Annotated in this window: 9 protein-coding genes and 5 pseudogenes; 5 read left to right on the forward strand and 9 right to left on the reverse strand. The window is 44.0% G+C overall.

Annotated features, from left to right (window positions below; translation table 11 throughout):
• Positions 1 to 45: 45 nt before the first annotated feature.
• Positions 46 to 471 carry a hypothetical protein gene (locus QNH10_RS03320; RefSeq protein ID WP_283733505.1) on the forward strand — a complete coding sequence of 142 codons (426 nt, stop codon included), beginning with the start codon at positions 46 to 48 and terminating at the stop codon, positions 469 to 471.
• A 41-nt stretch (positions 472 to 512) separates the two neighbouring features.
• A complete protein-coding gene (locus tag QNH10_RS03325; protein ID WP_283733506.1) occupies positions 513 to 689 on the forward strand; it encodes a hypothetical protein in 177 nt (58 codons plus the stop codon).
• 465 nt (positions 690 to 1,154) lie between these two features.
• Here QNH10_RS03325 and QNH10_RS03330 read toward each other — a convergent pair whose 3' ends face one another.
• Complete coding sequence (locus QNH10_RS03330; RefSeq protein WP_347178039.1) at positions 1,155 to 1,364, reverse strand: nuclease-related domain-containing protein; 210 nt, start codon at positions 1,362 to 1,364, stop codon at positions 1,155 to 1,157.
• 399 nt (positions 1,365 to 1,763) lie between these two features.
• Here QNH10_RS03330 and QNH10_RS03335 point away from each other — a divergent pair, with 399 nt between their 5' ends.
• Positions 1,764 to 2,585 (forward strand): GNAT family N-acetyltransferase, encoded by an 822-nt coding sequence (locus tag QNH10_RS03335; protein ID WP_283733508.1) that lies wholly within the window; start codon positions 1,764 to 1,766, stop codon positions 2,583 to 2,585.
• A 65-nt stretch (positions 2,586 to 2,650) separates the two neighbouring features.
• Here QNH10_RS03335 and QNH10_RS03340 read toward each other — a convergent pair whose 3' ends face one another.
• From QNH10_RS03340 to QNH10_RS03360, 5 genes and pseudogenes are all read right to left on the reverse strand, one after another.
• Positions 2,651 to 3,025 carry a VOC family protein gene (locus QNH10_RS03340; RefSeq protein WP_283733509.1) on the reverse strand — a complete coding sequence of 125 codons (375 nt, stop codon included), beginning with the start codon at positions 3,023 to 3,025 and terminating at the stop codon, positions 2,651 to 2,653.
• Between the two features lie 105 nt (positions 3,026 to 3,130).
• Positions 3,131 to 4,005, reverse strand: a pseudogene (locus QNH10_RS03345) (metal ABC transporter permease).
• A gap of 1 nt (position 4,006) precedes the next feature.
• Positions 4,007 to 4,933: a metal ABC transporter permease gene (locus QNH10_RS03350; protein ID WP_283733510.1), complete on the reverse strand. Its 927-nt coding sequence runs from the start codon at positions 4,931 to 4,933 to the stop codon at positions 4,007 to 4,009.
• Positions 4,934 to 4,938: 5 nt separating this feature from the next.
• Positions 4,939 to 5,666: pseudogene (locus QNH10_RS03355) on the reverse strand (metal ABC transporter ATP-binding protein).
• A pseudogene (locus QNH10_RS03360) lies at positions 5,667 to 6,590 on the reverse strand (metal ABC transporter solute-binding protein, Zn/Mn family). It lies immediately after the preceding pseudogene.
• A 444-nt stretch (positions 6,591 to 7,034) separates the two neighbouring features.
• On the opposite strand from QNH10_RS03360, the pseudogene QNH10_RS03365 reads away from it, so the two are divergent.
• Positions 7,035 to 10,111, forward strand: a pseudogene (locus QNH10_RS03365) (efflux RND transporter permease subunit).
• Between the two features lie 96 nt (positions 10,112 to 10,207).
• The gene (locus QNH10_RS03370) at positions 10,208 to 10,816 is read left to right on the forward strand and encodes an SAM-dependent methyltransferase (RefSeq protein WP_283733511.1); all 609 of its coding nucleotides are present in this window, start codon (positions 10,208 to 10,210) and stop codon (positions 10,814 to 10,816) included.
• Between the two features lie 259 nt (positions 10,817 to 11,075).
• Here QNH10_RS03370 and QNH10_RS03375 read toward each other — a convergent pair.
• The 3 genes and pseudogenes from QNH10_RS03375 to QNH10_RS03385 form a co-directional block, all read right to left on the reverse strand.
• Positions 11,076 to 13,012: pseudogene (locus QNH10_RS03375) on the reverse strand (GTP-binding protein).
• 46 nt (positions 13,013 to 13,058) lie between these two features.
• Positions 13,059 to 13,559, reverse strand: coding sequence for an EAL domain-containing protein (locus QNH10_RS03380; RefSeq protein WP_283733512.1), 501 nt, complete (start codon positions 13,557 to 13,559; stop codon positions 13,059 to 13,061).
• Positions 13,537 to 15,126: a sensor domain-containing protein gene (locus tag QNH10_RS03385; RefSeq protein WP_283733513.1), complete on the reverse strand. Its 1,590-nt coding sequence runs from the start codon at positions 15,124 to 15,126 to the stop codon at positions 13,537 to 13,539. The genes QNH10_RS03380 and QNH10_RS03385 overlap by 23 nt, the downstream gene beginning before the upstream one ends.
• Positions 15,127 to 15,322 lie beyond the last annotated feature (196 nt).

The following is a 15,322-nucleotide window of genomic DNA, read 5'->3' on the forward strand; positions in this document are numbered from 1 at the left end:
TTAAGTGTTGCCGGAAACGAAGATACTGAAGTTGAGGTGAATTAGTTGAAAGCATTTAAATTTTTGATAGGAACAGTCGCGGTCCTTGCCCTTATTGCATTTGGCGTCTATCATTTTGGCACGAAATTCATTGCAGATGAAGTGATGGGTCAAGTTGCCGCGGAGTTAGAGACGAGTGGTCAGTTGGACAATTTGAAAAAGGAAATCCAAAATAATCCGGAGTTGCGTACGTTCATTGAAGAGGGGAAGAACGCGGATAGCTCTAAGTTGCCTTTCAAAACGAAAGAGGAAGCCACCCGCGTCCTGCTCAAGAAATTCGACCTTGCCGAAATCAATGATATTCAAGTTAAAGTGCGTCAAGGCATGTCGGCATCCGAGCAACAAGAGCTGTTGACTAAGATTCAAAGCAAGCTGACGGAAGAAGAGATGCTTGCATTGAAAGCGTTGGCGTACAAAGAGTTGTTTAAATGAAAAACCGCTTCAGTCGTAGGTGACTGGAGCGGTTTTTCGCTGTGAAAGTTGCTTGCAATAATTTTATTGATCATTTCCCGGAAGATATCGATCATTTCCCAAGGGTTATCGATCATTTCAGACGAGTTATCGATTATTTCCCGATAGTTATCGATCATTTCCCAGGAGTTATTGTCATTTTGTTACCTTTGGCCCCTTCGAATCATGGAGCTCTCTAATCACTTTAAGGTTTGCTATATAGAATCTTCCCCTTTTTTCCCCTTCAAAGGGAATTCTGAGTTGCCCTAATAGCCGTTTCACTTTTTGGATGTTGTCCAGACGTAAAAAATGCCGGCATTCTTTATTGGAAATACGATAACCAATCAACATAAAGTAATCCACTATCGCTTGAACATGGGCTATCTCATCAACATGACCGCATTGTTGACAGCCCCATCCGTTGTATATTGAAGTCATTCCTTGAAAGCCACATTGGACACAACAAACTCCCGAAATAAGTTCAGACGGCTGAATTCCATATCTTGATGCCAAAGGAAAAGGATCATACTCGCGATGGGCACTATGCAGCATATTCGCGATTTTCTTGAGAGGAAGCGAACTGGTAACATTGTGAAATGAATGAAGTCTACGAAGAAAAATAGGGATTTCAAAGGGGAAGAGAAGCTGCAAATCTTTACGATGGTTCACAAATTGCTGTTGCGGCCGGGGAAAACCGCTGCATGATGAATGGAAATGGAAAGCTGATGTGCATGAAACCAATCTTCAAGGAGCATTTTATTTCGCTCCAGTTGAACGGACGGACATTCAAATGCGTCGACTTGTCCATTCTCAAGGGTACGCGTCAGTTGATTATATTCTTCACGGAAATTGATCTGGCCAGCAATATTTTTCATTTCCAAGATTACGGCGCCTTGCTGACAGGGAAAAGCGTGTCGATTTGGAATTTCCCAGTAGATTGGAGATTCAAATCGTGAAAGATGTAATGCTCGAAAGGGAACTGATATTTATTGAAAACATCTGCCAGTATTCTCTCACCGTTATCACCAGCCCTGGTTATCCTTAGTTCATTCTCAATATCTGCATATCAGCATGACTCTTTGGCAACCGTCGCAATAATGCTTCTAACCCAACCGCTTTTAATGAACTTATTTTTTCCTTTATGATCAATCAAACTTCTCCTCCTTTAAAACCACTCTATCACACTAATTAGATAACTTCATTGATTTCGAAACATATAGTTAATTAATCCATCTCCCTTTATAATTAGCTTAAGGAATATGAGGAGGAACACAATGTTAACAACTGAACAACTACAATCAATTGCAAACTTGCAAAAAGAATGCGAAACAAACGACGGGAATTTATTGAAATTAAACTGGGATATGCTTCGCCAACGTGAAGATCAAGCGATGGATTTCTTTCATTACGTGGATGGCGAGCTCGTTGCGTATTTGGCCCTTTACGGCTTTGGCTCAACCGTTGAAATCTGCGGTATGGTGAAGCCCGCCCATCGAAACCAGAACCACTTTACAAATTTATGGCATCAAGCGCTGCTGGTCATCAAAGAAAAAGGATATAAAAAGATCCTTTTGAATGCACCTTCCACTTCCCAGTCTGCAAAAGAGTGGCTTGAGAAACAGCCATGTACCTACGACTTTTCTGAGTACCAAATGGTGTGGAAACGGCAGTCTTTGGAAGAAGGCAGTGGCGTCCTATTAAGGCAATCTACCGAGGAAGATGTCCCGTTTGAAATCGAATTGGATGTGTTAGGCTTCGGCATGTCGTTGGAAGATGCCACCATTCATCAACAAGAAGTGAAAAATTATCCGAATGACGCGCATTTCATTATTGAAGCAGATGGCAAAAGGCTCGGCAAGATACGAGTGAGCAGAAATGATGGCGAATCCTATATTTATGGATTTGTCATTCATCCCGACTTTCAAGGAAAGGGATACGGTCGCAAAGCCCTGCAAGCGGTCGTCCATTTGGAACAACCTTCTGGCAACCCGATTAGACTTGAAGTAGAAGCGAAAAATCGCAATGCCCTCCGCCTCTATGAGTCAATCGGATTCCAAACAGTACAAGGTCAGGATTATTATCTTTGGGATGAATAAATAAAAAAATGGGCTGTCAAGAACAGTCAGTTTTTACTGACCTTCAAGACAGCCCCATTCTTTATTTACCCTACCACAACCTCACTCATCAACCCATGCATATTATCCTCGGTATCCCTAAAAAACACCATCCACGTTTCGGTTTGTCCTATCTTCGCGACCATATGCGGTTCATCGATGAAAACAACCCCTTTTTCCCTGTAGTTTTCATACGCCTGTTGAATGTTCTCCACGTGAAAGTACAGGACGGAGCTTGCGTGTGCGAATTCCTCTTTTTCAGGTAGGCTGACGAGTAAGCGTACGCCGTCGCAATCAAAGAATGCCATCGTATCCGTGTTGAATAATAGTTGCAAACCTAATTGGTCTTTATAAAATGCTGTTGCCCGTTCGATATCTTTTGCCGGTACCCCAATTTGCCCAATTTTCGTAATTGTTCCCATAAAAAAACCTCTCCCCTTTTGTCTGTTTATTTCATCATACACGATTGCCATTGGGCTTTGCATCACTTTTTTAGACAATTGGGAAGAGTTTTATCAAATTGAGGCTTATTCAGGCAATGTTTCGGGACGGATGAACCGTGAGATGTAGCCGTGTTTTGGTGACCCGATAAAGCTGATTAAAAAGATAATCCCGGTAGCAAATGCCATGGACCCTGATATCGATGTATCGATCCAGACGGCGATATAATACCCACCTATTGCGGATGTGATACCAACAGGGCACTCAGACCTAACATGACAGACAGTCGGTCAGTCCATAGATAGGCTGCTGATGCCGGTGTGATGAGCATAGCCACCACCATGATGGCGCCGACTGCATCAAATGAAGCGACGGTCGTAATTGACACAAGTGTCATGAATACATAATGCATGAGCAGGACAGGAATGCCGAGGCTTGCCGCTAATGCGGCATCGAATGTTGTAATTTTCCACTCCTTATAGAAGGCAAAGATCATAATGAGCACAATCGCAAATACAATAAGCAAGATGAATGTAGCTTGAGGAATTTCACCAAGCAACGGGACACCCATTGTATGCCATGGAACGAATGTGATTTCTCCCATTAAAGCATGCTGCACATCTAAATGGACATTACCTGTCTTCGTTGCAATTAAAATAACGCCAATTGCAAACAGTGTTGTGAACACAACACCGATAGAGGCGTCTTGCTGGACGCCGAGTGAATGGAGCCATTGTACTAAAACGGCTGTCAGCAAACCTGCAATGATTGCGCCAATCAGCATAGGCATGCCGTTTAACTCTCGAGTGATTAAATAAGCGGATACGATTCCTAACAGGACTGTATGACTGATGGCATCGGCCATCATCGCCATCTTTCTAAGAATGAGGAAGACGCCAATGATCCCACAAGAGAGCCCGACTAATGAGGCGGTAAGTAAAATCCAACCTTCGTAACTCAATTTATTCGCCCTCCTTCACAGTTTGGCGAGAAATGGAATGAATCCCCACATTATGATGTTTCCGTTGCATCCTTAGTTGGATTGCACGAACCAACAATCCGCGTTGTGCTCCGAACACAAGCGAAATGGTGAAGATGGTAGCGGAAGCGATGACGATAAATGGTCCAGTCGGCAACCCTTTGCCCATTGTACTGATTAGCGTTCCAATCATGCCGGATCCCCCGCCGAAAATGGCTGAAAGGAACAGCATCTGCTTGAATGAATGGGTCCAGTAATGAGCGCTGACAGCTGGAATGATCATTAATGCCGCCATTAAAATAACACCAACCGCTTGGATGCCAATGACGATGACAAGCACGAGCATCGTTAGATAGACGCCATTCATAAGCGAAGTTGAAAGTCCGAGGCCCTTTGCAAAGTTTGCGTCGAACAAGAAAAGCTTCCATTCCTTGTATGCGATAATGATGACCGAAATGACGATAATAGCGACAATCAGCATTGTATAGACATCTGTTCGAACCATTGATGCCGCCTGACCGAAAATGAAACTATCGAGACCGGCTTGATTGCCACCGCCAGTGCGGCTGACGACCGTCATAAGCATGACGCCGAGCCCAAAGAAAACGGATAGGATAATTCCCATCGCAGCATCTTCCTTCACCCGGCTGGACGAGCGGATCCAGTGGATAAAACATGCACCAAGGAATGAACTGACAGCAGCTCCTAAAATCATAAAAGGTAAATTTTTGTACCCGATAATGGAGAAAGCGATCACGACACCCGGCAATGCAGCGTGTGATAATGCATCACTCATCAGGCTTTGTCGCTTCCAATAGGCCAGACAGCCAATCATTCCGGAAGCTGTCCCTAATATCAATGTGCTGAGCAGAACCCACTGCGCGTTAGGAGATAAAAATACATCTAACATAGTGATCAGGCCTCCTTCATCCAGCGTAATGTCCCGCCGTATGTTCTTTGTACATTCTCCTTTGTGAAGATATCCTTCGTTTTCCCATATCCAACAATGGTTTTATTCAAAAGCATGACATGGTCGAAGTAATCTTCCACCGTCAATAAATCATGATGGACCACCATTACCGTCTTGCCGGCGGATTTTAAATGCTTCAATGTTGTCATGATGGCCGTTTCAGTAGCTGCGTCTACGCCGACGAGCGGCTCATCCATGAAATAGAGATCTGCATTTTGGACAAGCGCTCGTGCCAAGAATACCCGCTGTTGCTGACCTCCTGATAATTGGCTGATTTGTCGATCGGCATAATCCGCCATTCCCATTGAGCGAGCGATTCCATCGCGAGTTCTTTGTCCTGCTTGGATGGCCATTTAAACCATCCGACTTTACCGTAAAGCCCCATTAGTACGACATCCAAAGCGTTTGTAGGAAAATCCCAATCAACTGATCCTCTTTGGGGAACGTACCCGACTCTTGATTTTGTCTTAGCAAGAGTCGAATCGAAAAACGACACGTTTCCAGACAATGATGGGTGTAATCCAAGTATCACTTTTATCAAAGTGGACTTCCCAGCGCCGTTAGGTCCAACGATACCCGTCAAGGACCCAGGTTGAACGTCAAAATTCACGTCATAAAGCACTTTGTTTTTCCTATAAGATGCGGAAAGGTTTTCAACCTTAAGTACAGACATTTAGTTCCCCTCCCCTAAGAGTGCATCGTGTATTGTATTCACGTTATGCTTATACATTCCGATATACGTTCCTTCTGTAGTACCAGCATCTCCCATTGCGTCAGAAAACAGTTCGCCGCCTAACTTCACATCCAGCCCTTGTTTTCCAGCTCCTTCAATCACAGCTTTTATCGAGCTTTGGTTAATACTGCTTTCCACAAATACTGCAGGAATCTTATACTCCGTCAGTATGGCAATCGTATCATCGATATCGGAAATTCCAATTTCATCTTCCGTACTTAACCCTTGTAAACCGACCACTTCAATATCGAAAGCGCGCCGAAATAACCGAATGCGTCATGGGCTGTAACCAATACACGCTTTTCTTTAGGAATTTGGCTGAGTTTATCTTTTGATTCCGCAAGAAGTGCATCAAGTTCTTTAAAATAGGATTCCTTGTTCGCATTAAATTCATCTGCATGTTCTGGAGCAAATTTCATTAATTCATCTGTTGCAGTCCCGAGAGCGATTTTCCACAAATCAATGTCAAACCAGACATGCGGGTCAACTGCTCCATTCTCGTCTTTTAGTAGACTTTCTTGTGCAATGGAATCAGCAATACCGATCGCAGGCTTTTTGCTGCTAATACTAGGCAAATACTTCTCCCATATTCCCTTCAAGGTTTAGACCACTATAGAAGACAATATCACTGTTCTCCAATTTCTTGATATCTCCTTGTGTCGCTCTGTATAAATGAGGGTCAACACCTGCCCCCATTAAGCTTTCCACTGTAACGTGATCGCCGCCAATAATGGATATCGGCTCAGCAATTTGTGCAATCGTCGTGACAATTTTGATTTTGCCATCTGAGCTGCTATCATCCGTCTTCCCTTTGGAACATGCCCCCAATACTAAAAGGGATGATAACAACAACCCTGCTAAAATTACGCTTAATCTTTTTTTTTCTCAATTCAATTTCCTCCTAATTAATAATCATTGAATAAAGTTTCCCTTGTGCAACATTTTGCTTAAAAAAATGAAGTCCTACTTTTAAAAGGAAATTAGCCTACCATTTCCAATCAAAATGGTCTCTCATAGAGATAGTATTCACAAACGTCTAATATGTTGCTATACAAATTCAGTGACAGGATGACTTTTTTCTAATTCACATCCTTGAAACTCCTTTCCCCGGTCAAATAAGTTTCCTCAAGGAAACTATTTCTAAGTTAAAAGTAATTCAAGAGGCTACATTTGTCAATAGCCTTATTTCAAAAAATCTAAAAGTCCGTTTGCAAATTACGTCAAAAGTCTGAGAAAGAATCCGTCTGAAGCATGTTATTAGGGTTGGGAAAACTTGTTAAGCTAAGTACCGATGGCAAGGAAAGGGGTATGGTCGTGAAAGTATTGGAGTTCATCGTTCGGAAGAAGGTTTTGGTCGGTTTATTGTCGGTGCTTGTTGTAGCTTTGGGGAGCTTTGCGGTTTTTAAACTGGATAAGGAGATTATGCCGTCGGTGGGGATGGATGGGGCGGTTGTCTACATCGATGCGGGAGATATGGCTGCGACGGATATGGAGCGGTTCATCACTTCACCTTTGGAGCAACGGCTCGCAGGAATTGAAGGTGTTGAGGAGATTCAATCGACGACGGCAGTAGGGAGTAGCACTTTCAATATAACGATTGCCCGTGGGCAAAGCGAAAAGGTTATGAAATATATTGAGACTGCGGTGAATGAAACAAAAGCAGGCCATCCGGAAATAAGGGAAGCCGCAGCCTATCAATTTGGCGTCCGTCCGGGCTATGAGTTTTTCATGGATCTGTCGGGCGATGATCTTCAAGCAATGACTGCGTTTGCCAAGGATGTGCTTGAACCGCGGCTTGAAAGTTTAAAGGAAGTTCAAGATGTTAATCTATCTGGAGTGGCGGAGCAGGAAGTGTCTATTGCTTTCAATCGGGAAGAAATGAAAAAACGTGGATTGGATATTTCGCAAGTAGCAGGGTTCATCGCACAGGCGAATTCGGAAGCAACACTTGGCGAACTGCAGGATGGCAGCGATGCATCACTTCTACGCTGGAATTCGAAGTTTGCAGATATCGACGACGTGAAGCGTATCGAAATTCCGACGGCGGAAGGGTTCATTCAACTGAAGGAGATTGCGGACGTTTCACTAACGCCTCGGGAAAGTTCGTCTTTCGTATGGAAAAACGATACGAAGGAATTGGTGTTCATTCAGGTAGGTAGGGCTGCGAATATTACGCAGATCGACATGGCGAAGGCCGTCCGTGCTGAAATTCAAAAAATGCGTGACGAAGGACTTGTGAAGGGCTTTACGTTGAATGAAATGGTGGCGCAAGCAGATTTCGTGCAAGAATCGATCGATGGGGTCGTCGTCAATATTCTGATTGGTAGTGTCGTGGCGATTGCGATTTTGCTTTTATTCCTAAGAAATGTCCGTGCGACGCTTATCATAGCGGTGTCCATTCCGACATCGGTGTTGCTGACCTTTTTAACGGTATATGTGCTTGGATACAGTCTCAATATGCTGACGCTTATCGGGCTTGGACTCGGGATCGGAATGATGGTGGATTCGTCGATCGTCATTTTGGAATCGATTTATCGACAGCGGGAGCTTGGGATCTCGAAGTTTGAGGCAGTTCTTGCAGGTACGAAGGAAGTTGCGGGTGCCGTGTTTGCATCCATGCTGACGACAATCGTTGTATTCTTGCCAATCGGTTTTATCGGCGGGGGATTGGGTGAGTTCATGATCATCCTTGCGATTGTTGTTGCGCTTACATTGATAAGCTCGGTGCTTGTAGCATTCACGCTCATTCCTGTCCTTTCGGAGAATTTTCTTCGGTATCGGGGCAGCATGGATCGCCGAAAAGAGAGCCGTTTTAGTAAAGGATACAATGCGATTGTGTCATGGATTGTTGCGAAAAGGCGCCGTTGTGTACTTGTCATCGCACTCTTTTTCGGACTTTTCGCAGGTTCGCTTCTCCTTGTGAATAAAATACCGATGACCGTTATGCCGGACATTTTTAATCGATACAGTGAACTCGTTGTCGTGGTGGAAACAGGAGTGGAGCCCGCTGAAAAAGAGCGGATTGCGCGATTGATGAACGACAGGTTGGCGGGAATTGAAGATGTCGAATCAAGTTATGTGTTGGATAACGGGGGCAGTGAAATGTTTGTCATCGTCAATATGACGAAAGATGAGAAAGTCGTTCACGAGCAGAAGGAAGTGAATGAACAGATTTTACGGTCGCTCCGTGAATTCCAGGAAACGGAGCCGATACGAACTGTGCAACTTGCTCTGTCCGAAGTTAGCGGTGCGCCAGTACAAGTGATGATCAAAGGGGAAGACTTTGGTCAATTGCAGGCAATTGCGGAGGATTTCATGGGGCAACTTGGCAAAGTTGAAGGAATTGTCGGGATCACAAACTCGATGGAGCGCACATCCGAGGAAAAGAGGATTGTGTTAAACGAGAAGGCGATTGCGGATGCAGGTTTATCGCAACTACACGTGAAGCAGTTCATTGAACAGGCTTTCATTGAAATGCCTATTGGACAAATGGCATTGGACGGCGAAAATGTGCCGCTCATCGTAAGCTGGAATGAAAAAACGGATTCAAGTCATACACTTTTCAATTTGGAAATCGCGACGATGGAAGGCGACAAAAAACTATCGGAGTTTCTTCACTTGGAAGCTGTTCGCACACCTAACGAAATCACGCATAGTGGCGGGACCGATTCATCATGGTTTCAGCGGATATTGAAGGTAGAGATTTAGGTGCGATCAATCGCGACGTGCAAAAAGTCATTAGCGAATTCAATGCACCGACCGGTTATTCAATCGATGTAGCCGGCGATATCGAACAGCAACAGCAGCTCATGATGGAAATGCTGTTTGTGTTAGGGATTGCGCTTTTCCTCGTCTACTTTGTAATGGCGGTACAGTTCAATCATTTAGGGCATCCGCTCATTGTCATGTCCGTCATTCCGATGGCAGTAATCGGCGTCATTATCGGATTGTTCGTGACGCAAATGGAATTGAATCTATTGTCCGGGATGGGAATCATCATGCTCATTGGCATTGTGTTGAATAATGCAATCCTATTGATTGACCGCACGAATCAGCTTCGTAGGGCTGGAATGTCGATGGAAGCAGCTTTGGTTGAAGCGGGCAGGAACCGGATTCGCCCGATTTTCATGACGACATTGACGACGGTTGGCGGAATGGTGCCGCTTGCTCTTGCTTCTGGTGCATCGGGCAATTACCAGGCCCCGCTCGCAACTGTGTTGATTTCCGGATTGCTGTTTGCGACGTTCATTACATTGCTATTGATCCCATCGGTGTATCGACTGTTTACACGAAATGAGAAAGTGATTGAGGCGGAGAAAAGTCGCGGTAGGAAGCGGTTAGTAGGAAGGGTGGTTGACCCGCTGACGCAATTAAATAGTAAGTGAACCCGAACGCGGTTTCCATGGTAATTTCATGGAACCGTGTTTTGGCATTTATACGCGAAGCCAAGTACAATGAGGAATAGGGTAGGTGGTTTTCGTATGAATGAAAAAGAGTATGACAAACTTCTTCAAATAAAAACGGCTGGGACACTTGAATTGTTAAGCCAGTCTCCTCATTATAATCGCTACGAAGCAACACCATATGAAGCACTCGATACGCTTTTCAACGAGTATAAGTTAGGGCGGGATGATGGTTTTGTCGATTTCGGATGTGGCAAGGCGCGCGTTTCATTTTATGTCCATCATCATTTTTCTTCATCGGTGGCTGGGATTGAGATGAATGGACAGCTCTATCAGGACGCGATTGTGAACTTAGCAAGCTACCGGCGAAAAGCAAAGCATGCAGGCGGAGCGATACGTTTTGAACGTTGCTTGGCGGAGGAATATCAAATTGATGCATCGGAAAACCGGTTCTATTTCTTTAATCCGTTCTCAATACAGGTATTCATGAAGGTAGTCTGGAATATTCTTTGGTCCGCAGAATCAGAACAACGCTTGGTTGATATCATCCTTTATTATCCAACGGCTGAATATGTGCAATTCATGGACAACCATACGCAGTTTGAACTGTGGAAGGAAATTAAAGTTGACCAGTTGTATGATAAAAATGAAAATGAACGGTTTTTGATCTATCGAATGGGCGGGTGAAGTGGAGATCCGGGGTTATCGGTCAATGTCACAAGTTTATCGGTCACTCTCCGCTGGTTATCGGTCAAATTCCGCGAGTTATCGGTCACTTTCACAAAGTTATCGTCGTTTTGTGACCTTTCACCTATAACGAACTCACAGCAAAGTAAGTTTCCTAATTGGCCAAAGGCATTTGGCGAGGCTCGACCTGTCCGCGGGCAACATAAATTACCGCGGGAAAGTGAATATCCAGTCGCGCCTAATGCTCTTAACCAACCAATCACAACAAATGCATCGCGGCTTCCGCTTCATCCCATGGGACCGGATAGCCCTTGCCTTTCGCACAGAAAATTGACGTCGACGTGTATTCTGGATCAGCGTCTTTATTGTAGCCGATTGCCTCAATCACTTCAGATGCATTGTGGCACTCATCATAACCGCCGAACTGCAATGTGAGCGCACCCTTTCCGTTTGTGTATGACGCAAAAACCGTGCTGTAATTCATGAATGTGGCGACAGGGACGCGGCCTATCACGACAGTTTTTCCACCGATTGTTTCGGCGCCCCAAAAGTTCCGAAAGCTTGCTGGATATCTGAAAGTACACGTCCAATATGATCCATCTCGACTTTGATCTTAAAATCATAATACGGCTCCAACAAAACATTCTCCGCCTTCTCCAGTCCTTGCCGCAATGCACGGAATGTCGCTTCTCTGAAATCGCCGCCGGATGTATGCTCGTTATGACCTCTACCTGTTAGCAAGGTGATTTTCACGTCGGTCAATGCGGACCCTGTCAATAAACCATGATGTGGGCATTCGAAAATATGTGTACGCACAAGGTTTTGATTGCCGATGGATAAGTCATTGGCGTGACAGACATTGTCAAAGGAAATTCCGCTGTCCCGTTCCGCCGGTTCAATTTTTAAATGAACTTCAGCGTAATGCTTTAGAGGTTCAAAATGACCATACCCAATTACAGCAGACCCAACCGTTTCTTTATAAAGGATTTTAGGATCACCGAAAGATACATCGAAATGAAAGCGTTCGTTGACAATCTGCTTCAATACTTCGAGTTGGATGACGCCCATTACATGGACATGGATTTCTTGGACTTGTTCATTCCAGACGACATGTAGCGAAGGGTCTTCCGCATCTAAAATTTTGAAGCAGCGGAGCATTTCTTTCACGTTGATCGCTGGATTGAAAATGACTTTTGACGTCAATGTCGGGATGAGGTCAAATCCTGCTTTTCCAGTCAGAGCACCAATCGGATCCCCAGCACCGGCTTCCGTCAATCCGGTCACCGCAATGATTTCTCCAGCGTGTGCTGCATCGATCGCCTTGAATTTATTCCCGTTGTACTGTCTAATCTGTGTGATCTTCTCCACTTTTTCCCCATAGGCAATCTCATCCCGAACTTGTATTACTCCATCGATTACCTTCAAAAACGTCACGCGCTGTCCGTTTTCGTCGTGCCTGACCTTATAGACACGCGCCGCGAAATCGCCTACATCTGAATAATACGTAGCGGTGAGTTGGTCGAACCCACGAAGAAATCCAAGAACACCAATATCTTTTAACGCAGAGCCGTGACCATATGCAAAGACATCGCGCCTACTGATCATCCGCCTTAAAGCGTCCAGCCAAATCGCTTCATCATAACCGGTATCCATATACCGCTCTAACAATGCCTCATCACGCTCCGCGATGAATTCAATAAGTTCCTCCGATATACCGCCGTTAGCCAACTCTGCCAAATCAAAAATGTCATCCGTTAGACTACCCCTTATTTCATCTATAACAGTTCCCAAGTCGACGCCTTCCCGGTCGGTTTTATTCAAAAAGAAGAAAGTCGGAACACCGTGTTTTTTCAATAACTGCCAAACAGTTTCCGTATGACCCTCCACACCATCCGCGGCGCTTATGATGATAATGGCGAAATCCATCACTTGGATGGCCCTTTCCATTTCGGGTGAAAAGTCTACGTGTCCCGGCGTGTCGATAATCGTATAGTGTGAGTCATTGAAAGTGAAGGTTGCCTGATCCGCAAAGACGGTAATCCCGCGATTCTTCTCGATATCATGGCTATCCATGAAGGCATCACGATGATCGACGCGCCCTCTTTGGCGAATGCTATTCGTATGGAAGAGCAGTTGCTCGGAAAAAGTGGTTTTACCCGCATCGACATGGGCAACGATTCCAATTGTTTTGTACATAGTACACCTCGATCTTGAAAAAATCGCACCCCTTAAAGGAGTGCGGTTATAAGTCTTTTAGTAGCTGTTTTATCTCATCTGGAGGGAGGGGTTTGGAATAAAGGAAGCCTTGCACTTCATTGCAGGACAATTGTTCAAGGAATTCTTCCTGTTCACTTGTCTCGACCCCTTCAGCAATGACGTTTAATCCAAGGTTATTTGCCAACTCGATGATTGCTTTTACAATCATTGAGTTGTTTTTGCTTAGTTCCCTTATAAATGCCCGGTCGATCTTTAAGTGACTGATTGGAAATTTACTCAAATAGAGAAGGGAAGAGTAACCCGTCCCGAAATCATCGACACTGACAGACACGCCAAGTTCTTGTAGTTGCTGTAAGATGCATTTGCAATGCTGCACATCGGACATTACACTTTCCGTGATTTCTAAGTTTAAATAAGACGGATGCAAGCCGGTTTGGGCTAAGATTCTTTTAACATCTTCAACAAATGTCGGCTGGCTGAATTGCCTCATTGAGACATTGACGCTAATACGGAGTGCTAAAACCATTATTTTGCCAATCCTTTGCCTGGGCACAGGCAGTTTTCAACACCCATTTTCCAAGTTGAAGGATGAACCCGTTATCTTCAGCAGCAGGAATAAATCTTGCAGGTGGGATATATCCCTGATCGGGATGATTCCATCTTGCCAAAGCTTCAAAACCTTTAATCTGACCTGTTTTCAAATCATATTGTGGTTGGTAATGGAGTTCGAACTGATTTTTATCCAAAGCCTGGCGAAGCTCACGTTCAAAGAAGGTCTTTTCCATCAATTTTTCATAAAGTTCCTCTGTGAAAAAGCGGAATGTTCCTTTGCCAGCCTCTTTTGCCACATACATTGCGGAATCTGCATTGCGCATTAATGTATTGTAATCCCGACCGTCCTCAGGATACAAAGCTACCCCGATGCTTGGGTCAACGAAGACTTCCTGGTCAGCAAGAAGATAGGGTTGGGAAATTCCTTCTACAATATTGTCGATGCTTCTGATCAGTTCAGCCTTGTCCGTGAAATCTATCAGGAGAATAAATTCATCCCCACTTTGCCGAGCTACGGTTTCATTTTCAGAAACAAAGTCTTGTAGTCTTTCCGAAACCGCAACGAGCAATTTATCACCAATATGATGGCCTAATGTATCGTTGACGTTTTTAAAGCGATCCAAATCCAAGAAAAGAAGGGCGAATTGATTGTCCGTCTGACTAATTTTTTGTTTCACTTTGTCCTGTAGATTCCTTCTGTTTGGCAAGCCGGTCAAGTAATCAAAATACGCCATATGTTCTATGGCTTTTTCGGCTTTGACGCGTTCTGTAATATCACTGGCAGTGCCGACGACTTCAACAATTTTCCCGTCTTTTGCAATCGGAGAAAGGTAAACAAGGAACGAGTGGCCGTCATAGGTTAACTCAAATTGGACAGTCTTCCCGGCCACTCCTTCTTGTAGATAATTTTTAAACGTTCCTAACTCTTCATCGGTAAATGAATGGTCAACTTCATTGTTATTCAACAGTTCTACCGAAATTCCGAGACTCTCTTTGATTTGACCTTCAAAAAGAGTAAAGACAATAGAGCCGTCTTCCGCTGTCGTATATTTAAAAATAGCATTCTGTAAGTTTTTCACGGTTGTTCGAAAGTCGTTCTGCAATGCGATTTCAAGAGATTCTTCAGCCCTCTTACGAGCCGTTATATCATGGCGGATAGCGATATATTGTTCAGGGTTTCCGTTGGTATCGAGAAAAGGAACGATTGTTGTGCTTACCCAATAATTGGAACCATCCTTGGCTCTGTTGCAAATATCGCCTTGCCAAACCTCACCCTTTTGAATCACACTCCACATTTCTTTGAAAAAGCTCGTTGGATGATATTTAGAATTAATGATCCGATGGGTTTTCCCAATCAGCTCGTCACTTGTGTATTGGGATAATGCACAAAACTTTTCATTGACATATGTAATGACGCCTTTTGTATCTGTTATCGCAACAACGGAAGAGTAATCAAGTGCATTTTCAATATTACGAAGGATTTTCAGCGTCTTGTTGAATATCTCATTTATGGATGGACAGTCAATATCTGAAGGTTGCATTTAATAATCCCTTTCTTATACAAAACAGCGCAAGATTTGCGGAGATAGATTTTTGTAGTAGTGGTTAGGTCTAAAGTTGCAAACGGCCAAGAAATTACTAATTATTATTAATTATAGCATTATCAAATACCCCCGTACAATCGTGTTACTTTTTTTTTTTTAGCTCCTATCAAGTATAGAAGAATGAAAAAAAGGG

This window comes from Sporosarcina thermotolerans (genome assembly GCF_030067815.1).
Taxonomy (GTDB): domain Bacteria; phylum Bacillota; class Bacilli; order Bacillales_A; family Planococcaceae; genus Sporosarcina; species Sporosarcina thermotolerans.

What these genes read in the sequence shown, in the direction of transcription:
- QNH10_RS03330 (WP_347178039.1), bottom strand. Translation starts at nt 1,364, where the DNA reads ATGAAAAATATTGCTGGCCAGATCAATTTCCGTGAAGAATATAATCAA.
- QNH10_RS03335 (WP_283733508.1), top strand. Translation starts at nt 1,764, where the DNA reads ATGTTAACAACTGAACAACTACAATCAATTGCAAACTTGCAAAAAGAA.
- QNH10_RS03340 (WP_283733509.1), bottom strand. Translation starts at nt 3,025, where the DNA reads ATGGGAACAATTACGAAAATTGGGCAAATTGGGGTACCGGCAAAAGAT.
- QNH10_RS03350 (WP_283733510.1), bottom strand. Translation starts at nt 4,933, where the DNA reads ATGTTAGATGTATTTTTATCTCCTAACGCGCAGTGGGTTCTGCTCAGC.
- QNH10_RS03370 (WP_283733511.1), top strand. Translation starts at nt 10,208, where the DNA reads ATGAATGAAAAAGAGTATGACAAACTTCTTCAAATAAAAACGGCTGGG.
- QNH10_RS03380 (WP_283733512.1), bottom strand. Translation starts at nt 13,559, where the DNA reads ATGGTTTTAGCACTCCGTATTAGCGTCAATGTCTCAATGAGGCAATTC.
- QNH10_RS03385 (WP_283733513.1), bottom strand. Translation starts at nt 15,126, where the DNA reads ATGCAACCTTCAGATATTGACTGTCCATCCATAAATGAGATATTCAAC.